The 22,257-nt window shown below is 55.9% G+C and carries 19 protein-coding genes; 12 read left to right on the top strand and 7 right to left on the bottom strand.

From position 1 onward, the window contains the following. The first annotated feature begins 113 nt into the window (after window positions 1–113). The 6 genes from aspS (at window position 114) to ruvB (ending at window position 5,503) form a co-directional block, all read left to right on the top strand. Window positions 114–1,901 carry an aspartate--tRNA ligase gene (gene aspS, locus EGY08_RS26405; RefSeq protein WP_087829004.1) on the top strand — a complete coding sequence of 596 codons (1,788 nt, stop codon included), beginning with the start codon at window positions 114–116 and terminating at the stop codon, window positions 1,899–1,901. Window position 1,902: 1 nt separating this feature from the next. Next, entirely contained in the window at window positions 1,903–2,346 is a 444-nt protein-coding gene (nudB, locus tag EGY08_RS26410) for a dihydroneopterin triphosphate diphosphatase (protein ID WP_123829158.1), read from the top strand. Between the two features lie 28 nt (window positions 2,347–2,374). Further along, the gene (locus EGY08_RS26415; protein WP_004122063.1) at window positions 2,375–3,115 is read left to right on the top strand and encodes a YebC/PmpR family DNA-binding transcriptional regulator; all 741 of its coding nucleotides are present in this window, start codon (window positions 2,375–2,377) and stop codon (window positions 3,113–3,115) included. 154 nt (window positions 3,116–3,269) lie between these two features. Continuing rightward, window positions 3,270–3,791 carry a crossover junction endodeoxyribonuclease RuvC gene (gene ruvC / locus EGY08_RS26420; protein WP_004113791.1) on the top strand — a complete coding sequence of 174 codons (522 nt, stop codon included), beginning with the start codon at window positions 3,270–3,272 and terminating at the stop codon, window positions 3,789–3,791. Window positions 3,792–3,872: 81 nt separating this feature from the next. Further along, window positions 3,873–4,484: a Holliday junction branch migration protein RuvA gene (ruvA, locus tag EGY08_RS26425; RefSeq protein WP_004103390.1), complete on the top strand. Its 612-nt coding sequence runs from the start codon at window positions 3,873–3,875 to the stop codon at window positions 4,482–4,484. 8 nt (window positions 4,485–4,492) lie between these two features. Further along, window positions 4,493–5,503 carry a Holliday junction branch migration DNA helicase RuvB gene (gene ruvB, locus EGY08_RS26430; protein ID WP_024359878.1) on the top strand — a complete coding sequence of 337 codons (1,011 nt, stop codon included), beginning with the start codon at window positions 4,493–4,495 and terminating at the stop codon, window positions 5,501–5,503. Window positions 5,504–5,648: 145 nt separating this feature from the next. On the opposite strand, the gene znuB is transcribed toward ruvB, so the two are convergent. Together znuB and znuC are read right to left on the bottom strand one after the other, a co-directional pair. After that, complete coding sequence (gene znuB / locus EGY08_RS26435) at window positions 5,649–6,434, bottom strand: zinc ABC transporter permease subunit ZnuB (RefSeq protein ID WP_004122061.1); 786 nt, start codon at window positions 6,432–6,434, stop codon at window positions 5,649–5,651. Next, window positions 6,434–7,186: a zinc ABC transporter ATP-binding protein ZnuC gene (gene znuC / locus EGY08_RS26440; RefSeq protein ID WP_004122060.1), complete on the bottom strand. Its 753-nt coding sequence runs from the start codon at window positions 7,184–7,186 to the stop codon at window positions 6,434–6,436. Before znuC ends, znuB begins: the two co-directional genes overlap by 1 nt. Before the next feature lie 78 nt (window positions 7,187–7,264). Between znuC and znuA the strand changes: the two genes are divergently transcribed. From znuA to lpxM, 3 genes are all read left to right on the top strand, one after another. Continuing rightward, window positions 7,265–8,209 (top strand): zinc ABC transporter substrate-binding protein ZnuA, encoded by a 945-nt coding sequence (gene znuA / locus EGY08_RS26445; protein WP_004122058.1) that lies wholly within the window; start codon window positions 7,265–7,267, stop codon window positions 8,207–8,209. Window positions 8,210–8,224: 15 nt separating this feature from the next. After that, window positions 8,225–9,547, top strand: a complete 1,323-nt coding sequence (gene mepM, locus EGY08_RS26450; protein ID WP_004122057.1) for a murein DD-endopeptidase MepM — start codon at window positions 8,225–8,227, stop codon at window positions 9,545–9,547. A gap of 117 nt (window positions 9,548–9,664) precedes the next feature. Next, a complete protein-coding gene (gene lpxM / locus EGY08_RS26455) occupies window positions 9,665–10,651 on the top strand; it encodes a lauroyl-Kdo(2)-lipid IV(A) myristoyltransferase (RefSeq protein ID WP_123829159.1) in 987 nt (328 codons plus the stop codon). A gap of 26 nt (window positions 10,652–10,677) precedes the next feature. Here lpxM and dcuR read toward each other — a convergent pair whose 3' ends face one another. From dcuR to EGY08_RS26470, 3 genes are all read right to left on the bottom strand, one after another. Further along, the gene (gene dcuR, locus EGY08_RS26460) at window positions 10,678–11,394 is read right to left on the bottom strand and encodes a two-component system response regulator DcuR (protein WP_112166229.1); all 717 of its coding nucleotides are present in this window, start codon (window positions 11,392–11,394) and stop codon (window positions 10,678–10,680) included. Between the two features lie 64 nt (window positions 11,395–11,458). Next, entirely contained in the window at window positions 11,459–13,144 is a 1,686-nt protein-coding gene (locus EGY08_RS26465; RefSeq protein WP_123829160.1) for an NAD-dependent malic enzyme, read from the bottom strand. A gap of 62 nt (window positions 13,145–13,206) precedes the next feature. Next, on the bottom strand, window positions 13,207–14,154 hold the full coding sequence (locus EGY08_RS26470; protein ID WP_004122045.1) for an AEC family transporter: 948 nt from the start codon (window positions 14,152–14,154) through the stop codon (window positions 13,207–13,209). Between the two features lie 412 nt (window positions 14,155–14,566). Here EGY08_RS26470 and EGY08_RS26475 point away from each other — a divergent pair, with 412 nt between their 5' ends. Beyond that, window positions 14,567–15,901, top strand: a complete 1,335-nt coding sequence (locus EGY08_RS26475) for a 2-hydroxycarboxylate transporter family protein (RefSeq protein ID WP_123829161.1) — start codon at window positions 14,567–14,569, stop codon at window positions 15,899–15,901. A gap of 50 nt (window positions 15,902–15,951) precedes the next feature. Here the strand turns inward: EGY08_RS26475 and pyk are convergent, their stop codons facing one another. Then, on the bottom strand, window positions 15,952–17,394 hold the full coding sequence (gene pyk / locus EGY08_RS26480; protein ID WP_004122043.1) for a pyruvate kinase: 1,443 nt from the start codon (window positions 17,392–17,394) through the stop codon (window positions 15,952–15,954). 125 nt (window positions 17,395–17,519) lie between these two features. Beyond that, window positions 17,520–18,425 (bottom strand): MurR/RpiR family transcriptional regulator, encoded by a 906-nt coding sequence (locus EGY08_RS26485; RefSeq protein ID WP_162626063.1) that lies wholly within the window; start codon window positions 18,423–18,425, stop codon window positions 17,520–17,522. Window positions 18,426–18,744: 319 nt separating this feature from the next. Between EGY08_RS26485 and zwf the strand changes: the two genes are divergently transcribed. Further along, the gene (gene zwf, locus EGY08_RS26490) at window positions 18,745–20,220 is read left to right on the top strand and encodes a glucose-6-phosphate dehydrogenase (protein ID WP_004122041.1); all 1,476 of its coding nucleotides are present in this window, start codon (window positions 18,745–18,747) and stop codon (window positions 20,218–20,220) included. Window positions 20,221–20,440: 220 nt separating this feature from the next. After that, window positions 20,441–22,252 (top strand): phosphogluconate dehydratase, encoded by a 1,812-nt coding sequence (edd, locus tag EGY08_RS26495; RefSeq protein WP_123829162.1) that lies wholly within the window; start codon window positions 20,441–20,443, stop codon window positions 22,250–22,252. The last annotated feature ends 5 nt before the right edge of the window (window positions 22,253–22,257 follow it).

Below are 22,257 nucleotides of genomic sequence, written 5' to 3' on the forward strand. Positions count from 1 at the left end.
TTCCAGTATAATAGCCGCCTTTTTTCATTCAGTTGTGACATCAGCTAAAGCTGCGACCTCGTCGCCTGCAAGGCAGGCAACAATCCGCCTGCGGCTAAGTTAAGGGATATCTCATGCGTACAGAATATTGCGGGCAGCTTCGTCTGTCCCACGTAGGGCAGCAAGTGACTCTGTGTGGTTGGGTCAACCGTCGTCGTGATCTTGGTAGCCTTATCTTTATCGATATGCGTGACCGCGAAGGCATCGTGCAGGTGTTTTTCGATCCGGATCGCGCCGACGCATTAAAGCTGGCCTCTGAACTGCGTAATGAGTTCTGCATCCAGGTCACCGGCACCGTGCGTGCGCGTGACGAAAAAAACGTTAATAGCGATATGGCCACCGGCGCCATCGAAGTGCTGGCATCCGACCTGACCATTATCAACCGCGCGGAAGCGCTGCCGCTGGACTCCAACCACGTCAATACCGAAGAAGCGCGTCTGAAATACCGCTACCTGGATCTGCGTCGTCCGGAAATGGCGCAGCGCCTGAAAACGCGAGCGAAGATTACCAGCCTCGTTCGTCGGTTTATGGACGACCACGGTTTCCTCGATATTGAAACGCCGATGCTGACCAAAGCTACGCCGGAAGGCGCGCGCGACTACCTGGTGCCTTCACGCGTGCATAAAGGTAAATTCTACGCGCTGCCGCAGTCTCCACAGCTGTTCAAACAGCTGCTGATGATGTCCGGTTTTGACCGCTACTATCAGATTGTGAAATGTTTCCGCGACGAAGACCTGCGTGCCGACCGCCAGCCGGAATTCACCCAGATCGACGTCGAGACCTCCTTTATGACCGCCGAGCAGGTGCGTGAAGTCATGGAAGCGCTGGTGCGTAACCTGTGGCAGGAAGTGAAGGGCGTGGATCTGGGCGATTTCCCGATCATGACCTTCGCCGAAGCCGAGCGTCGCTACGGTTCCGATAAACCAGACCTGCGCAACCCGATGGAGCTGGTGGATGTCGCCGATCTGGTGAAAACGGTGGAATTCGCCGTCTTCGCAGGTCCGGCTAACGACGCCAAAGGCCGCGTTGCCGCCCTGCGCGTACCGGGCGGCGCTGCGCTGACCCGTAAGCAAATCGACGAGTACGGAAAGTTTGTCCAGATCTACGGCGCAAAAGGCCTGGCCTATATTAAAGTCACCGAGCGGGCGAAAGGCCTTGAAGGTATCAACAGCCCGGTAGCTAAATTCCTTAACGCCGATATCGTTGAAGCGATCCTTGAGCGCACCGGCGCGCAGGATGGCGACATGATCTTCTTCGGCGCGGATAACAAAAAAGTGGTCGCCGACGCGCTCGGCGCGCTGCGTCTGAAGCTGGGCAAAGACCTGAACCTCACCGACGAAGCCAAATGGGCGCCGCTGTGGGTTATCGACTTCCCGATGTTTGAAGACGACGGTGAAGGCGGTCTGACCGCGATGCACCATCCGTTCACCTCGCCGAAAGATATGTCCGCCGCCGAGCTGAAGGCCGCGCCGGAAGACGCGGTGGCCAACGCCTACGATATGGTCATCAACGGCTATGAAGTCGGCGGCGGTTCGGTGCGTATTCACAGCGGTGAAATGCAGCAGACCGTGTTCGGCATTCTCGGGATTAACGAACAAGAGCAGCGCGAGAAGTTTGGCTTCCTGCTGGACGCGCTGAAATACGGTACTCCGCCGCACGCGGGCCTGGCTTTCGGTCTTGACCGTTTGACCATGCTGCTGACCGGTACTGATAATATCCGTGACGTTATTGCTTTCCCGAAAACTACCGCCGCCGCTTGCCTGATGACCGAAGCGCCAAGCTTCGCTAACCCGGCATCGCTGAGCGAACTGGGCATTCAGGTGGTGGCGAAAGAGGCAAAAGAGTCTCTGGAGAATAAGTAAGATGTCATTCAAGCTCCCCGTTTCCGTACTGGTGGTGATTTACGCCAAAGATACGAAGCGGGTGCTGATGTTGCAGCGGCGCGACGATCCCGCGTTCTGGCAGTCGGTTACCGGCAGTCTGGAAGAGGGAGAGACCGCGCCGCAGGCTGCCGCGCGTGAAGTTATGGAAGAAGTCGCCATTGATGTCGCCAGCGAGCAGCTGGAGTTGGTTGACTGTCAGCGCACGGTAGAGTTCGAGATATTTTCTCATTTACGTCATCGCTATGCGCCGGGCGTTGAGCGTAATACGGAATTTTGGTTCCGTCTTGCGCTCCCCCATGAACGCCAGATTGTCTTTACGGAACATCTGGATTATCGCTGGGTTGATGCGGCGGAAGCCGCCACGTTGACCAAGTCCTGGAGCAACCGGCAGGCGATTGAAGAATTTGTAATTAACGCCGCCTGAAAGGGCGCGCTTTTTTGGAGAGTTTTTTATGGCAGGTCATAGTAAATGGGCCAACACCAAACACCGCAAAGCGGCACAGGATGCCAAGCGCGGTAAGATCTTTACGAAAATTATTCGCGAGCTGGTCACCGCCGCGCGTCTGGGCGGCGGCGACGCAGGCTCTAACCCGCGTTTGCGCGCGGCAATCGACAAAGCGCTGAGCAACAACATGACCCGCGACACCCTGAACCGTGCTATCGCGCGTGGCGTGGGCGGCGATGATGATGCGAACATGGAAACCATCATCTATGAAGGTTATGGTCCTGGCGGCACGGCGGTGATGGTTGAATGTCTGTCAGACAACCGTAACCGTACCGTTGCTGAAGTACGTCATGCCTTCACCAAAACCGGCGGTAACCTGGGGACCGACGGTTCCGTTTCCTACCTGTTCAGCAAAAAAGGCGTTATCTCCTTCGAGAAAGGCGACGAAGATGCGATCATGGAAGCGGCGCTGGAAGCGGGCGCGGAAGACGTTGTGACTTATGACGACGGCGCGATTGACGTTTATACCGCGTGGGAAGAGATGGGCGCGGTACGCGATGCGCTGGAAGCCGCCGGCCTGAAAGCGGACGCCGCTGAAGTCTCGATGATCCCGTCAACCAAAGCGGATATGGACGCGGAAACTGCGCCGAAACTGCTGCGTTTGATCGATATGCTGGAAGATTGCGACGACGTGCAGGAAGTTTATCACAACGGCGAGATCTCTGATGAGGTCGCCGCAACCCTGTGATACCCGTAATCTTTCAGCCCACAGCGGTGTTGGCTCTCCTCGCTTACCCCGGTCACGTAGTGAATCTACGCTCCCGGGGATGCGCTGCGTGGCCGCCTGGCTGTGAACTGAAATCTTTAGGGTCTCACGGGCTAGTTATGACCGGAGGCGCGTGATGGCCATTATTCTCGGCATTGACCCGGGGTCGCGCGTCACTGGTTATGGCGTTATCCGCCAGGTTGGACGCCAGCTCAGCTATCTGGGCAGCGGCTGTATTCGCACGAAAGTGGATGATTTACCGTCTCGCCTGAAGCTTATCTATGCGGGCGTCACGGAAATTATCACCCAGTTCCAGCCTGACTATTTCGCCATCGAACAAGTGTTTATGGCGAAGAACGCCGACTCGGCGCTGAAGCTCGGCCAGGCTCGCGGCGTGGCGATTGTCGCGGCGACGAATCAGGACCTGCCGGTCTTTGAGTACGCCGCCAGGCAGGTAAAGCAGACCGTTGTCGGGATCGGCAGCGCGGAAAAGAGTCAGGTGCAGCATATGGTGCGCACCTTGCTCAAGCTGCCGGCTAACCCGCAGGCGGATGCGGCGGATGCCTTAGCGATTGCCATTACCCACTGCCACGTCAGCCAGAACGCCGCCCAGATCAGCGAAAGCCGCCTGAATCTGGCGCGCGGACGCTTACGATAACCTGAAATCAGGCTGGATATCTATCCAGCCTTTTTTTATGATACCGCATTAGACTTTCAGCCCTTAATCCAGGAGCTCCACGTGATAGGCAGACTCAGAGGCATCATTCTCGAAAAACAACCCCCGCTGGTTTTACTCGAAACGGGAGGCGTAGGTTATGAGGTTCATCTGCCGATGACCTGTTTCTACGAGCTGCCGGACGTGGGCAAAGAGGCGATCATTTTTACCCACTTTATCGTGCGCGAAGATGCCCAACTGCTGTATGGCTTTAACAACAAGCAGGAGCGCACGCTGTTTAAAGAGCTGATTAAAACCAACGGCGTCGGTCCGAAGCTGGCGCTGGCGATCCTTTCCGGCATGTCGGCGCAGCAGTTTGTGAATGCCGTTGAGCGCGAGGAGCTGGCGGCGCTGGTGAAGCTGCCGGGAATCGGTAAGAAAACCGCGGAACGCCTGATTGTCGAAATGAAAGACCGCTTTAAAGGGCTGCACGGCGATCTGTTTACGCCGGCGGCAGATCTGGTGCTGACGTCTCCAGCCGGTCCTTCTGATGATGATGCTGAACAGGAAGCGGTTGCCGCGCTGGTGGCGCTGGGCTATAAACCTCAGGAGGCCAGCCGGATGGTCAGCAAAATCGTACGCCCGGATGCCAACAGTGAAACGCTAATTCGCGAAGCGCTCCGCGCCGCGTTGTGAGGTAAGGGATGATTGAAGCAGACAGGCTGGTATCGGCGGACAGCAGCGGTTTTGAAGAGGCGGCCGACCGCGCCATTCGCCCTAAATTGCTGCAAGAGTATGTGGGCCAGCCACACGTCCGTTCGCAAATGGAGATTTTTATCCAGGCGGCGAAGCTGCGCGGCGACGCGCTCGATCACCTGCTGATTTTTGGCCCGCCGGGGCTGGGGAAAACCACCCTGGCAAACATCGTCGCCAACGAGATGGGCGTGAACCTGCGCACCACCTCTGGCCCGGTGCTGGAAAAGGCGGGCGATCTGGCGGCGATGTTGACCAATCTTGAACCCCACGACGTTCTGTTTATCGACGAGATTCATCGCCTGTCACCGGTTGTTGAAGAAGTTCTCTATCCGGCAATGGAAGATTATCAGCTGGATATCATGATTGGCGAAGGGCCCGCGGCGCGTTCGATAAAAATCGATCTGCCGCCGTTTACCCTGATTGGCGCGACGACTCGCGCAGGTTCATTGACTTCGCCGCTGCGCGACCGTTTTGGCATCGTCCAGCGCCTGGAGTTCTACCAGATCCCGGACCTGCAGCATATTGTCAGCCGCAGCGCCCGCTATATGGGGCTGGAGATGAGCGAAGAGGGGGCTCTGGAGGTCGCGCGTCGCGCGCGCGGCACGCCGCGAATCGCCAACCGCCTGCTGCGCAGGGTGCGCGATTTTGCCGAGGTTCGCTACGACGGGCGTATCTCTGAGGATATTGCCGCGCAGGCGCTGGATATGCTCAACGTGGATGCGGAAGGCTTTGATTATATGGACCGTAAGCTGCTGCTGGCGGTCATCGATAAATTCTTTGGCGGGCCGGTCGGGCTGGATAACCTGGCGGCGGCCATTGGCGAAGAGCGGGAAACGATTGAAGATGTACTGGAGCCGTATCTGATCCAGCAGGGCTTTTTACAGCGTACCCCGCGCGGGCGAATGGCGACGGTGCGGGCCTGGACCCACTTCGGCATTACACCGCCGGAGATGCCTTAAACGTTGTCCGGCGATAAAACAGCAGACCGCAAGAACCAGTAGCCCGGCTAAGCGGAGCGCAAGCCGGGAAAATAGCTGAGCGGTGGATGTCCCGGCTTACGGCATGAACGCCTTAGCCGGGCTACAACGTACGCGGAGCATAGCGTCAGGCGGCCGATTTCTTGCTCATGCTGATGATAAACAGCAGCGCGGCGCATAGTACCACGGAAGGCCCCGCCGGCGTGTCGTAGAACGCCGAGAAGGTCAAACCGCCGGTCACGGCAATCATTCCCACTCCAACCGCTACCCCCGCCATTTGTTCAGGCGTACGGGCAAAGCGACGGGCCGTTGCGGCGGGAATAATCAGCAGCGATGTGATAATCAGCGCCCCGACGAACTTCATCGCCACGCCGATCGTCAGCGCGGTGACCAGCATCAGAAGCAGTTTCACCCGCTGGAGCTTAACGCCATCAACAAACGCCAGATCTGGGCTAATGGTCATCGACAGCAGGTTGCGCCACTGCCAAAGCAGGATCGCCAGCACGATAACCACGCCAATAGCGATAGCTATCAAGTCTTCCGGCGTCACCGCCAGCAGATCGCCGAACAGATAGGCCATCAGGTCGACGCGCACGTTTGACATCAGGCTGACCACCACCAGACCCAGCGACAGCGCGCTGTGCGCCATGATGCCGAGTAGCGTGTCCACCGCCAGGTGGGGACGTTTTTCCAGCCATACCAGCCCGCCCGCCAGCAACAGCGTCACCGCGATGACCGCATAAAACGGGTTAACGTTCAGCAGTAAACCAAAAGCGACGCCAAGCAGAGAGGCGTGGGCGAGGGTATCGCCGAAGTAGGACATTCGCCGCCAGACGACGAACGATCCCAGCGGACCCGCGGCACAGGCGAGCATCATTCCGGCCAGCCAGCCGGGGAGCAGTAATTCAATCATTAACGGTCATTTCCCCGACGCAGTACAATCCGCCCCTGCAGGTCATGGCGGTGATTATGATGATGGCGATAAATACCCAGCTGTTCCGCGCCGCGCTGGCCGAACATCGAGATAAATTCCGGGTGCATAGAAACCACTTCCGGCGCGCCGGAGCAGCAAATATGCTGATTGAGACACAGCACTTCGTCGGTTTTGGCCATCACCAGATGCAGGTCATGAGAAACCATCAGCACGGCGCAATCAAGCTCCTGGCGCAGTTGGTTAATCAGATCGTAAAGCGCCACCTGGCCGTTGACGTCAACGCCCTGCGTTGGCTCGTCGAGCACCAGCAGCTGCGGCTTATTGAGCAGCGCCCGCGCCAGCAGTACCCGCTGGGTCTCGCCGCCGGAAAGTTTCTGCATTGGGGCGTCGATCAGATGCCCGGCCTGTACGCGCTTCAGCGCCGGCAGAATATCGCGCTTGTGGGTTCCCGGACGTAAAAGCATAAAGCGGCTGACGGTCAGCGGCATCGTGGCATCAAGATGCAGCTTTTGCGGGACATAGCCGATCCGCAGATGTCCCTCGCGTTTGATAACCCCTTCCGAAGGTGCTACCAGTCCAAGAACTACCCTTACGAGGGTCGATTTACCGGCGCCGTTTGGCCCCAGTAAGGTTAAAATTTTGCCCGGCTTTAGCGTTAGCGAAATGTCAGACAGCACGCGCCTTTGGCCATAAACGACCGCGACGTTTTCCAGCGTTACAAGATTTGTCATATCAAATTAGAGGTTGCACAAGCCAGTGAATGTTATAATATCACATCTTTCTCATTCTATACGATGATTAGACGCATTATGTTACATAAAAATACGCTTCTTTGCGCTGGACTTAGCGCCGCTTTTTTGTTCGCCCATGCGCCGTTGGCTAGCGCCGCCGTTGTCACCTCCCTTAAACCGCTGGGCTTTATCGCTTCCGCTATCGCGGATGGGGTCACGGAGACCCAGGTACTGCTGCCAGACGGGGCGTCCGAGCACGATTATTCGCTACGGCCATCGGATGCAAAACGCTTACAGAACGCAGACTTAGTGGTCTGGATTGGACCCGAAATGGAAGCGTTTATGGATAAGTCAACGCAAAGCATTGCGCCAAACAAAAAGGTGACGATTGCCGAGCTTGACGGCGTGAAACCGTTACTCATGAAAGGCACCGACGACGACGATGACCATCATGGTCACGACCATGGCGCAGGGGAAAATAGTGACGACGATCACCATCACGGCATCTATAACATGCATCTGTGGCTTTCCCCAGAGATAGCGCGCCTTTCGGCGGTTGCAATCCACGATAAATTATTGGAACTTATGCCGCAGAGTCGAGCCAAACTTGACGCCAACCTGAAGGATTTTGAGGCAAAATTAGCCGCAACCGACAAGCAGGTTGGGACCGAGCTGGCACCGCTGAAAGGGAAGGGATATTTCGTTTTTCATGACGCCTATGGCTACTTTGAAAAACACTACGGTTTGACCTCACTGGGTCATTTTACTGTTAACCCTGAAATCCAGCCTGGTGCGCAGCGTTTACACGAAATCAGAACACAGCTGGTTGAGCAAAAAGCAACTTGCGTTTTTGCTGAGCCACAGTTCAGGCCAGCGGTCATAGAAGCTGTTGCCAGGGGAACGTCCGTGCGCATGGGAACCCTGGATCCACTTGGAATCGGAATTAAGCTGGGTAAAGAGAGTTATCCGCAATTCCTGAGCCAGATGGCGAATCAGTATTCAAGCTGCCTGAAAGGAGAATAACGAGGAAGTGAATACGTGCAACAGATAGCCCGCGCTGTCACTCAGGCATTTAACAATCTGCCACGACCTCACCGCGTTATGCTGGGGTCGCTTAGCGTTCTTACCTTAGCGGTCGCCGTCTGGCGACCTTACATTTACCACCATCCTGAAACGGCTCCCATCAGCAGAACCATCGAGCTTGAGCAAAGCGAAATTCGTTCTCTGCTGCCAGAAGCCTCGGAACCTATCGATCAGGCACCTCAGGAAGAGGAGGCCATCCCTCAGGATGAGCTGGATGATAAAGCGGATGGCGATTCCGGCGGCCACGAATATGTGGTGTCGACCGGCGATACGCTCAGCAGCATTCTCAATCAGTACGGCATCGATATGGGCGATATTGCCCGGCTCTCCTCGGTAGATAAAGAGCTGCGTAATCTGAAAATTGGTCAACAGCTCTCCTGGACCCTGACGGCGGACGGCGACCTGCAAAGCCTGACCTGGGAAATGTCGCGCCGCGAAACCCGCACCTACGATCGAGTCGCTAACGGTTTCAAAATGAGCAGCGAGCTGCAAAAAGGCGACTGGGTCAACAGCGTACTGAAAGGTACCGTTGGCGGCAGCTTTGTCGCCAGCGCTCGTGATGCCGGCCTGACCAGCACCGAAATCAGCGCGGTGATCAAGGCCATGCAGTGGCAGATGGACTTCCGTAAGCTGAAAAAAGGCGATGAATTCTCCGTGCTGATGTCGCGTGAAATGCTCGACGGTAAGCGCGAGCAGAGCCAACTGCTTGGCGTGCGCCTGCGCTCGGATGGTAAAGACTACTACGCGATCCGCGCTGAGGATGGCAAATTCTACGACCGCAACGGTACCGGCCTGGCGAAGGGGTTCCTGCGTTTCCCGACCGCACGTCAGTTCCGCGTCTCTTCGAACTTTAATCCACGTCGTTTGAACCCGGTGACCGGCCGCGTAGCGCCGCATCGCGGCGTCGATTTTGCAATGCCGCAGGGCACACCGGTGCTGTCGGTAGGGGATGGCGAAGTGGTGGTGGCTAAACGTAGCGGTGCGGCCGGTTATTACGTCGCCGTCCGCCATGGCCGCACCTATACCACCCGCTATATGCACCTGCGTAAGCTGCTGGTCAAACCCGGGCAGAAGGTCAAACGCGGCGATCGCATTGCGCTGTCGGGCAACACCGGCCGTTCTACCGGCCCGCATCTGCATTATGAAGTGTGGATTAACCAGCAGGCGGTCAACCCGCTGACGGCGAAACTGCCGCGTACGGAAGGGCTCAGCGGTTCCGACCGTACCGATTATCTGGCGCAGGCAAAACAGGTTATTCCGCAGCTGCGGTTTGACTAACCTTCCGTCAGTTAAAGCCGGCGCCAGCTGTGCGCCGGCTTTTTCTTTTGTACGTTACTCAACGTATCGCTAAACTAACTCATTATCTTTATTGAGCGGAACGTCTGCGGATTAGGCATGGAAACGAAAAAAAATAATATTGAATTTATTCCAAAATTTGAAAAATCCTTTTTACTGCCGCGCTACTGGGGCGCTTGGTTAGGGGTTTTTGCCTTCGCCGGTATCGCTCTGACGCCAGCGTCTTTCCGCGATCCGATTCTCGGCAAACTGGGGCGTTTTGTGGGTCGCCTGGCAAAGAGTTCGCGCCGTCGGGCGCAGATTAACCTGCTGTACTGTTTCCCGGAAAAGAGTGAGCAGGAACGAGAAGACATTATTGATGCAATGTACGCCTCCGCGCCGCAGGCGATGGTCATGATGGCGGAACTAGGCCTGCGCGACCCGCAGCGCATTCTTTCCCGCGTCGACTGGCAGGGCAAAGAGATCATCGATGAGATGCAGAGGAACAACGAGAAAGTGATCTTTCTGGTTCCTCATGCCTGGGGAGTGGACATTCCGGCGATGCTGATGGCGTCGGGCGGGCAAAAAATGGCGGCGATGTTCCATAATCAGGGCAACCCGGTCTTTGATTACGTCTGGAATACCGTCCGCCGACGTTTCGGCGGACGTATGCACGCGCGCAACGACGGGATCAAACCGTTTATTCAGTCGGTGCGTCAGGGCTACTGGGGCTACTATCTACCGGATCAGGATCACGGCGCCGAGCACAGCGAATTCGTTGATTTCTTTGCCACCTATAAAGCGACGCTGCCGGCGATTGGCCGTTTAATGAAAGTGTGCCGCGCCCGCGTCGTGCCGCTGTTCCCGGTCTATGATGGCGAAACGCATCGCCTGACGGTGCTGGTGCGCCTGCCGATGGACGATCTGCTGGAGGCGGACGATACCACTATCGCCCGGCGGATGAACGAAGAGGTGGAAGTGTTCGTGAAGCCGCATACCGAGCAGTACACCTGGATCCTCAAACTGCTGAAAACGCGCAAGCCGGGTGAAATCGAGCCGTATAAGCGTAAAGAGCTGTACCCGCGAAAGTCGTCGCGCCAGGGTTAATAATCGCAGCCAGTGGGCTTCCGGGTTCATTGGCTGTATTGTTTGAGTAGCGCCAAATGGTCGACAACGAGCCGGTAACGATATTCTGGACGACCGGTGATGCCGTAATGATTGGTGGTGTAGAGAATATGTAGCTGCTCAAGCCAAATCAGGTATTTACGGCATGAAACTCTGGATATCTGCAATGCCGCAGCCAGCTCATTGGTCGAAAAATCACGTTCCTGCCAGGCGTCAATCCACTGGCACACCAGACGAAGCGTCTGCGGCGTAAGTCCTTTTGGCAAGCGGCGCGCGCCCTCGTGTCGTTGAACCCCGCTGCGCAACAGGCTGTCGACATCGGCTTGAGCGTAGCAGGATTTCGCGTTTTTCAAATCGCGCTTTTTACGCCATGACAGCAGCGCCTCCTCAAAGCGCGGAAACTGAAACGGTTTTATCAGGTAATCGACCACGCCGTAATGCAGCGCCGTCTGAACCGTTACCCTATCGGCGGCGGAGGTAATCATAATGACATCAATATTGCGCGCATCGGCGCGTAGCGCAGGCAGCAGTTCCAGCCCATTATCCTGCTGCATATAGACATCCAGCAGCACCAGATCGATCTGCGGCAAATGGCTAAGCATCTCCCTGGCTTCGCGGACCGTCGGGGCTACGCCGCAGCAGTGAAAATCAGCCACCCGGCTGAGAAACAGCCGGTTCAGTTCGGCCACCATCGAATCATCATCGACAATCAGCACATTAATCATGCGTGGGTTCTCGCTTCGGCGGGAAGCAGGGCGCTTCCCGCAGTGTTCACCCGGCAGCGGGCGTTTAAAATGGCGAGCGTTTATACGCGGTGTAGCGCGCTCGCCAGAAGGTGCGATCGATATTCTCGGCCAACTGGGCTTCGCTGATAAGCGGCGCGACACCGTCCTGCTGAGCCGCGCGAGCGACATCTGCGGCAATCGCCCGGGAAATCATCTCAATCTCTTCGACCGGCGGCAGCAATCCGCCGGCTTCGCGGGTAGCTAAAGGCGAGTGGGCGGCGAGGGTTTTACTACAGGTGATAAGCATTGCCTCGGTAACGCGTTCCGCTTTACTGGCCAGAATTCCCAGCCCCAGGCCGGGGAAGATATAGGCGTTGTTGCACTGGGCGATATCGTAGGTCTTACCGTCATAGCAGACGGGAGCGAACGGACTACCGGTGGCAATCAGCGCGTTCCCCCGGGTCCATTCCAGCAAATCCTTCGGCTGGGCTTCAGCGCGGGACGTCGGGTTAGATAAGGGCATAATAATCGGGCGCGGGCAGTGCTGATGCATCTCTTTGATGATCTCTTCGCTGAACAGTCCCGGCTGGCCTGATACGCCGATCAGCACGGTGGGGTGGACGTTGCGTACAACATCCATCAGCGACAGGTGGGCCGCGTCGGTATCCCAGTGGGCAATATGTTTCTGCGGCGTCACGTGGCTGCGCTGAAAATCCAGCAAATTGGGCATCTCATCGGTTAACAGACCAAAGCGGTCAACCATAAAGATCCGATTGCGCGCTTCCTGCTCTGACAGCCCGTCATCAACCATCAGGGCCATGATTTTTTCCGCAATCCCACATCCGGCGGAACCGCTGCCGAGAAACACCACGCGCTGGTCGCGGATCCGCGTACCGGCCGCAGCGGCGGCGGCAATCAGCGTGCCAGAGGTCACGGCCGCCGTGCCCTGGATATCATCGTTGAAACAGCAAAGCTGGTCACGATAGCGGTTAAGTAACCGGGTAGCATTTTTTTGCGCAAAATCTTCGAACTGCAGTAACACTTGTGGCCAGCGCTGACTGATGGCATGCACAAACATGTCCATAAATTCCATGTACTGCTCGTCGCTAATACGTGGATGACGCCAGCCCATATACAGCGGGTCCTCCAGATGCTGGGCGTTGTTGGTGCCCACATCCAGCATAATGGGCAGCGTTGATGCCGGATGAATCCCCCCGCAGGCGGTATATAACGAGAGTTTGCCGATCGGGATCCCCATGCCGCCAATCCCCTGATCGCCGAGACCCAGGATGCGCTCGCCGTCGGTCACGACAATGACTTTGATATCGTTGCGGGAGAAGCCCTGCAGCATCTCGTCAATATTGTGGCGGTTAGGCCATGAAATAAACAGGCCGCGCCCCCGACGATAAATTTCTGAGAAGTGTTCACACGCTTCGCCTACCGTTGGGGTATAAATGATCGGCAGCGTTTCTTTCATATGGTTGCGCAGCAGATTATAGAATAGGGTCTCGTTAGTATCCTGTATATTTCGAAGATAAATATGCCGCGATATATCCCGTTTAAACTGGCAAAATTGCCCCCAGGCGCGCGCGGTTTGTTCTTCAATAGTTTCAACATTATGCGGCAGCAGCCCCTGAAGATTAAATGCGGACCGTTCACCTTGAGTAAAAGCGAGACCTTTATTTAATAACGGGTTTTCCAGCAGGACGGCACCGTTATAAGGCGTGTATAAGGTTTCTGTGGCTAACATTGGATGACTCCTGAATATGATATCAAATAATTGCCGGGATTCTTCCGGCTTTACTTCAGTGATTATGAGATTAAATAAATCATAATTCCTTCGGTAACGACGCCGATGGCGGTGCCCAGCAAAATAGAGGATGAGGCGGGCTCGATATAGGTATCGCTGCGCAGGGCAAACATCCCTGCCGCAATGGCGGAAGGCGTCGCGCCGATGATAATGACCTGCTGCATCAGGCTATGGCTGAGGCCAAAGGCTAAACCAGCCACGGCCATCATTGCCGGTTGGATCAGGTTTTTAATACTGATATTGGTACAGGTTTGAATATTGACCGTAGGACGCTCACCGTAAAAGAGCAGCCCAAGGGCGAACAGGGAGAGGCCGCCCGCCACTTTTCCCACCATCTCAATAGGCATACTGAGCATATGCGGCAGCTGTACCCCCGCGAGGCTGAGCAGCACGCCGGAAATCGGGATCCAGACTATTGGGTTTCTGACGGCTTTAAACAGGTTTTGCAGGATAAGCTGCAGCGCATCAGGCTGTTGTAGATCAGCGTAGGCGCGCTTATCTCCCATGCGAATCAGAATGATGGTCAAGGGGATCATCAATACGCTGGTCACCAGGTTGCCGATAAGCACCCCGAGAAAGCCCTCGGGGCCAATCAGCACCGCAAGCACGGGGGCGCCAAAGTAGGCCATATCGGGGAAAGCGCACACCAGGGACTGAATTGCGCTGGTTTTTATATCATGGCGAAAAACGTAGCGTGAGATCAGTAGCGTGAGGAAATACGATCCCATAAGACCGATGACCAATACCGCCATAAAGGTGAAGTTTTTAATCTTATCGGGATGGGTATTCAATGCGCCGATAAACAGATGGAAGGGAAGTGCAAAACGAATAACCACCGTGGCCAGCACGGACGCGTCCTCGCGGCGGCTGTAGCCCAACTTGCCGCTTAGCCATCCGAGCAGCATGATAAACACCAGGGGAAAAAGGGATTCTAAAAGCAGTGAAGGCATAGGATGTCCTGAAAATATATTATCGGCGACGTTGTATTTTTTTAATCTAACGATCCCTCGGTATTTAAAAGGTGATAGTCATCACAGTCGCCGGGCTTTAAATAATTTCGCCTTGACTACTTTACTTACAAATAGGGAAAAGAGGGTGGGATCATCAACTTATATCCCAGGCATTCAATTATTGCGACGACGCTAACTTTAGTTTCGTGGTGATAAATTAAATTACTTAAAATGAATTTTGTGGTTTAGTCACAAAGTAGAACAGCGAAATTTGGATCTCGTTTTTAATTTTAAATTCCTGTGCTAACGTTTTTTTGTTTTATTGGCATTGTGGCTGGTGCTCTTTTTTAATTTTATTACGCAGTTTTAATATTGCGTCGATACCCTACGTCATCATAATTCAGGTAAAAATATGGAAAATAATTCTCTGAACCACCCGATAGATAAAACGCTGCCGAGCAGGCCGTCGGTACGACTTTTATCCAATATTGAGGTCGGCGCCGTACCGTTGACGCTCTTTATCGGGATAGCGACGATTGTGGCTATCTCTGCAACCGCAGGTCTGCTGCCGAAGAATATGATTGGCGGCCTGGCGGTGATTATGACCCTGGGGTTCGCGTTGGCTAAAATTGGCCGAATGGTGCCGATCCTCAAGGATATAGGCGGCCCGGCCATTTTGTGCCTGATGGTGCCGTCGGTGCTGGTCTATTTCGGCATGTTTGAAGCGCATACCCTCGATACCGTGCATTTGCTGATGAAGGAGGCCAATCTCCTCTATTTCGTTATCGCCTGCCTGGTCGTCGGCAGCATACTGGGTATGAACAGAACTATCCTGATTCAGGGAATGGTCCGTATGTTTGTCCCGCTGGTCGTAGGGACCGGGGCGGCAATCTTAACCGGCCTGCTGGTGGGCAGTTTATTTGGCTACAGTTTCTACCACACCTTTTTCTTTATTATCGTGCCGATCATCGGCGGCGGCATCGGTGAAGGGATCCTGCCCCTGTCGCTGGCCTATTCAGCCATTCTCGGACAAACGCCCGATGTTTACGTTGCGCAACTGGCGCCGGCCGCCGTGGTGGGCAACATTTTCGCCATTATTTGCGCCGGTTTTCTGGCGCGCATGGGCGCGCGACGCCCTTCGCTTTCCGGCAACGGGATGCTGATCCGCAGCCATGAAGATAATAGCGTCTTTGCGCAAAATCAGAGCGCGCAACCCACGGATTTCCAACTGATGGGGGCCGGGCTTTTAATGATTTGCGCGTTTTTCATCGTCGGCGGTCTGTTGGAAAAGGTGGTGCATATTCCGGGGCCGGTACTGATGATCCTGGCTGCGGTGTTCTGTAAATACACTAAAGTTATCCCGGCGGCGATGGAGCTGGGGGCGCACAGCTGCTACAAGCTCGTGTCGGCTGCGCTGGTTTGGCCGCTGATGATTGGTCTGGGAATGCTGTATGTTCCGCTGGAAAGCGTGGTTGCGGTATTTTCGGTGGGCTACGTGGTGGTTTGCGGCTCCATCGTCATGGCAATGGCGCTGAGCGGCTTCCTTATCGCTTCACGTCTGAATATGTACCCTGTTGAAGCGGCTATCGTAACCAGTTGCCATAGCGGGCTGGGGGGGACGGGGGATGTGGCTATTCTCTCGGCGTCGAACAGAATGGGGTTGATGCCTTTTGCTCAGATTGCGACTCGTATCGGCGGCGCATCAACGGTAATTACCGCTACGCTATTGTTGAGCTGGCTTGTGTAGTTTATCGGATATACCTGCCAGCTGCGGCGCTGGCAGGTAGACGGAGAGGCTTACTCTACGGTCAGAATACGGGTGGTGTTGGTGCTACCGATGGTGCTCATGACATCGCCCTGAGTGACGATAACCAGGTCGCCGGTCACCAGATAGCCTTTGTCGCGCAGCAGCGTTACCGCATCGTGCGCAGCGGCTACGCCATCATTTACGCTATCGAAATGAACCGGCGTCACGCCGCGATACAGCGCAGTCAGGTTCAGCGTGCGCTCGTGGCGAGACAGGGCGAAAATCGGCAGGCCGGAGCTGATGCGTGAAGTCATCAGCGCGGTCCGACCGGATTCGGTCATGGTAATGATAGCGGTGACGCCCTTGAGGTGGTTCGCCGCATACATGGCGGACATCGCAATGGCTTCTTCCACGTTATCGAACTGAATGTCCAGACGGTGCTTGGAGACGTTGAGGCTCGGGATTTTTTCCGCGCCGAGGCAGACGCGCGCCATCGCGGCAACGGTCTCAGACGGATACTGGCCCGCGGCGGTTTCAGCCGACAGCATTACGGCATCGGTCCCATCCAGCACGGCGTTCGCCACGTCCATGACTTCGGCGCGGGTAGGCATCGGGTTGGTGATCATCGACTCCATCATCTGCGTCGCGGTAATGACCGAGCGGTTCAACTGACGGGCGCGGCGGATCAGCGCTTTCTGGATGCCGACCAGCTCCGGATCGCCGATTTCCACGCCGAGGTCACCGCGGGCCACCATAACAACGTCCGAGGCGAGGATCACGTCATCCATCGCGTCCTGATCGCATACCGCCTCGGCACGCTCGACCTTGGCGACGATTTTGGCGTCGCAGCCGGCATCGCGCGCCAGGCGACGGGCGTAGTTTAGATCTTCGCCGCAGCGCGGGAAGGAGACGGCCAGATAGTCGACGCCAATTTTGGCGGCGGTGACGATGTCCGCTTTGTCTTTTTCCGTCAGCGCTTCTGCAGAGAGGCCGCCGCCCAGTTTGTTGATGCCTTTGTTGTTAGACAACGGGCCGCCGACGGTGACTTCGGTGAACACCTTCATGCCCTGAACTTCGAGGACCTTCAGCTGCACGCGGCCGTCGTCCAGCAGCAGGATATCGCCCGGAACCACGTCAGCCGGGAGTCCTTTATAGTCGATGCCCACTTTCTCTTTGTCGCCTTCGCCTTTACCCAGGTTCGCGTCGAGGAGGAATTTGTCACCGATATTGAGGAAAATTTTCCCTTCTTTGAAGGTGGATACGCGGATTTTCGGCCCCTGTAGGTCACCGAGAATCGCGACATGACGGCCCAGTTTTGCCGCAATCTCACGGACTTTATCCGCACGGATCTGATGATCTTCCGCGGTACCGTGAGAGAAGTTCATACGTACCACGTTAGCGCCTGCGGCGATAACCTTCTCAAGGTTGTTATCGCGGTCGGTAGCCGGGCCTAAGGTGGTAACGATTTTGGTTCTGCGAAGCCTTCTGGACATGTAATACTCCGTTGACTGAAACATCTTTGGTGTTGCGTGAACATGGATTCGGTAGCGCCGATGAGCAAAGTCGCTATACCGGAACGATACCGACGGTGTAATAGGATAGTGCTTTGTTTCTACTTTTATTGGTCATTGCTGTGTACGATGAGCTCTTTATCAAACCGCGATTCCTTAAGCGCTTCCTTGACCCTCTTCAAGTTATCTCTGAATTTTGCGCCCCGCCGCAGGGTGAAGCCGGTCGCCAGTACATCAATCACCGTCAGCTGCGCTAAGCGGGAAACCATCGGCATATAGATATCGGTATCTTCCGGCACATCCAGGGTAATAGCCAGCGTTGCCTCTCGGCAAAGCGGCGTACCGGGTGAGGTAATGGCGATCACCATCGCATCGTTTTCACGTGCCAGCTGCGCCAGCTCCACCAGGCTTTTAGTCCTGCCGGTGTGCGAGATGATCACTACCACGTCATCGTCATTACAGTTCATACAGCTCATGCGTTGCAGGACGATGTCGTCGGAATAGATCACCGGTACATTAAAGCGGAAAAATTTGTTCATCGCGTCGTGGGCGACGGCGGCCGAAGAGCCAAGGCCAAAAAAGGCGATTTTCTTCGCCTGCGTGAGCAGGTCAACCGCGCGATTGATCGCCGACATGTCGAGAGAATGATGGACCTGATCTAAACTGGCCATGGCGGATTCAAATATCTTTCCCGTATAGGACTCGACGCTGTCGTCTTCATCGACGTTGCGGTTAACATAGAGGGTACCGTGCGCCAGGCTTTGCGCCAGATGCAGTTTAAAATCGGGGAAACCGCGGGTTTCCAGACTGCGGCAGAAACGGTTAACCGTGGGCTCGCTGACGCCGGCTTCCAGCGCCAGGGCGGCAATACTTGAATGGATGGCCTGCGCGGGGGTTGCAAGGATGACTTCCGCCACTTTGCGTTCAGATTTGCTAAGGTGTTCCAGCCGGGACTGGATTTTTTCCAGCATGTTCATGGGTAATCGGGCGCTCATCAATGGAAGCGATTTCATTAATGGGTGAAATCATCAGGCGTTTTAGCAAGAATATACCCCTCCGTTGTCGGAAACGGTGAGGAATGACCTTAAAATATGTTGTTTTTTTTCATTACATGATCAGAGTCGTATTTTACTAACTGAGAATCGGTCGAAACAACGAACAATATTAGCCGCATGCCCAAAATCTCAGCGCCTGTTTTCCACCCTGTGCGATTTAGCTGCGGGAACCGGCGCTGAGGGTTTCGGGAAATTCGTAAACACAGTACGATGCAGTGAAAGAAAATTACAAATATAGCCTGGCACAAGCACCAGTCTATCAACTAAGGAGAATGACATGGCGGTAACGCAAACGGCCCAGGCATGCGATCTGGTCATTTTCGGCGCGAAGGGTGACCTGGCGCGACGTAAATTGCTGCCTTCCCTGTATCAGCTCGAAAAAGCTGGTCAGATCCATCCTGACACCCGCATCATCGGCGTCGGCCGTGCCGACTGGGATAAAGACGCTTACACCAAAGTTGTGCGTGAAGCGATGGAAACCTTCATGAAGGAAAAAATCGATGAAGGTTTGTGGGAGACCCTGAGCGGGCGTCTGGATTTCTGTAACCTTGATGTCAACGATACCAAAGCGTTTACCCGCCTGGGCAAAATGCTCGATCAGAAAGAGCGGGTGACCATTAACTATTTCGCCATGCCGCCAAGCACCTTTGGCGCGATTTGCAAAGGTCTGGGCGAAGCGAAGCTGAACGCGAAACCGGCGCGCGTGGTGATGGAAAAACCGCTGGGGACTTCCCTGGAAACCTCCCGCGAGATCAACGATCGGGTAGGCGAGTTCTTTGAAGAGTGCCAGGTCTACCGTATCGACCACTATCTGGGTAAAGAGACGGTGCTGAACCTGCTGGCGCTGCGCTTTGCCAACTCGCTGTTCGTTAATAACTGGGACAGCCGTACCATCGATCACGTTGAGATCACCGTGGCGGAAGAGGTGGGCATTGAAGGCCGCTGGGGCTACTTCGATCAGGCCGGGCAGATGCGCGATATGATCCAGAACCACCTGCTGCAAATTCTGTGCATGATTGCCATGTCTCCGCCGTCAGATTTGACTGCCGATAGCATCCGCGATGAAAAAGTGAAGGTGCTGAAATCGCTGCGCCGCATTGACCGCACCAACGTGCGTGAAAAAACGGTGCGCGGCCAGTACACCGCCGGCTTCGCGCAGGGTAAAAAAGTGCCGGGCTACCTCGAAGAAGAGGGGGCCAACAAGTCCAGCCATACTGAAACCTTCGTGGCGATCCGCGTGGATATCGACAACTGGCGCTGGGCGGGCGTACCGTTCTACCTGCGTACCGGTAAGCGACTGCCGACCAAATGTTCCGAAGTCGTGGTTTACTTTAAGACACCGGAACTGAACCTGTTCAAAGAGACCTGGCAAGAGCTGCCGCAGAATAAGCTGACCATTCGTCTGCAGCCGGATGAAGGGGTGGATATCCAGGTGCTGAACAAAGTCCCGGGGCTAGACCACAAGCATAACCTGCAGATCACCAAGCTGGACCTGAGCTACTCGGAAACCTTTAATCAAACCCATCTGGCGGATGCCTACGAGCGTCTGCTGCTGGAAACGATGCGCGGTATTCAGGCGCTATTCGTGCGTCGCGACGAAGTGGAAGAGGCGTGGAAGTGGGTCGACTCCATCACGGAAGCCTGGGCCGCCGATCGCGATTCGCCGAAACCTTACCAGGCGGGCACCTGGGGGCCGGTTGCCTCCGTGGCGATGATCACCCGCGATGGTCGTTCGTGGAACGAGTTTGAGTAATCGCCATCTCCTCCGTCAGAGTTATTTTACCGGTAACATGATCTGACGCAGCAAGTCGTGTAATTTTTAATCTTTTAAGCCCCGGAGGATTCACCCCCGGGGCTTTTTTTATTACACTGCCTACAGATATTTTGCCCCTGAGCCCCAGTACAGGTGCCTTAAACACCGAAAAGTATCGTTAAAGCGCTGCGGCCGGACAGATAAAATTTGAGGAGCCTTTATGAATTCAGAAATGTTACGGGTAACAAATCGCATCATCGAACGCTCGCGCGATACCCGCGAAGCCTACCTCGCCCGGATTAACCAGGCCAAAACCGATACCGTGCATCGCGCCCAACTGGCGTGCGGTAACCTGGCCCACGGCTTCGCCGCCTGCCAGGCGGATGACAAAGCCTCACTGAAAAGCATGCTGCGCAATAACATCGCCATCATTACCTCCTACAACGATATGCTCTCCGCCCACCAGCCCTATGAGCGTTATCCGGACATTATCCGCAAAGCGCTGCACTCCGCGAACGCGGTGGGCCAGGTCGCCGGCGGCGTTCCGGCGATGTGCGATGGCGTGACGCAGGGGCAGGACGGGATGGAGCTGTCGCTGCTCAGCCGCGAAGTGATTGCCATGTCCGCCGCGATTGGCCTGTCGCACAACATGTTTGACGGCGCGCTCTATCTTGGCGTCTGCGATAAAATTGTCCCGGGCCTGGCGATGGCTGCGCTGTCGTTCGGCCATCTGCCGTCCATCTTTATTCCTTCCGGCCCGATGGCCAGCGGCCTGGCGAATAAAGAAAAAGTGCGCATTCGTCAGCTCTATGCGGAAGGAAAGGTGGATCGCATGGCGCTGCTGGAGTCCGAGGCCGCGTCTTACCATGCGCCCGGCACCTGTACCTTCTACGGTACCGCCAATACCAACCAGATGGTGGTTGAGTTTATGGGGATGCAGCTGCCCGGATCGTCATTCGTGCATCCGGATGCGCCGCTGCGCGAAGCGCTGACCGCCGCCGCCGCCCGCCAGGTGACCCGTCTGACCGGCAACGGTAACGAGTGGATGCCGCTGGGTAAAATGTTTGATGAAAAAGTAGTGGTCAACGGGATTGTCGCGCTGCTGGCAACCGGCGGGTCCACCAACCATACCATGCACCTGGTGGCCATGGCGCGGGCGGCAGGGATTATCATTAACTGGGATGATTTCTCCGATCTCTCTGACGTGGTGCCGCTGCTGGCGCGCCTCTACCCGAACGGCCCGGCGGATATTAACCACTTCCAGGCCGCGGGCGGCGTACCGGTGCTGGTGCGCGAGCTGCTGAAAGGCGGCCTGCTGCATGAAGATGTTCACACCGTTGCCGGTTTCGGCCTCTCTCGCTACACCATGGAACCCTGGCTTAATAACGGTGAGCTTGACTGGCGCGAAGGAGCGGCCGCTCCGCTTGATGAAGCGGTTATCGCCACGTTTGACAAGCCGTTCTCTCGCCACGGCGGCACCAAAGTGCTGAGCGGCAATCTCGGTCGCGCGGTGATGAAAACTTCCGCTGTGCCGGTTGAGAACCAGATTATCGAAGCGCCGGCGGTGGTTTTCGAGAGCCAGCATGACGTGCTGCCCGCCTTTGAAGCGGGGCTGCTCGATAAAGATTGCGTGGTGGTGGTCCGTCATCAGGGACCAAAAGCGAACGGCATGCCAGAATTACATAAACTTATGCCGCCACTTGGTGTATTATTGGACCACCGTTTCAAAATTGCGCTGGTGACCGATGGTCGACTCTCCGGCGCATCAGGCAAAGTGCCGTCGGCTATTCATGTGACGCCCGAAGCGTACGATGGTGGTCTGCTGGCGAAGGTACGCGATGGCGACATTATTCGCGTCAACGGCCAGACGGGCGAGCTGACGCTGCTGGTCGATGACGCCGAGCTGGCTGCCCGTCAGCCGCATATTCCTGACCTGAGCGGTTCGCGCGTGGGAACCGGCCGGGAGATGTTCGGTGCGCTGCGTGAGAAACTCTCCGGAGCAGAACAGGGCGCAACCTGCATCACTTTTTAAGACGA

This window comes from Klebsiella sp. FDAARGOS_511, from assembly GCF_003812845.1.
Taxonomy (GTDB): Bacteria; Pseudomonadota; Gammaproteobacteria; order Enterobacterales; family Enterobacteriaceae; genus Klebsiella; species Klebsiella grimontii.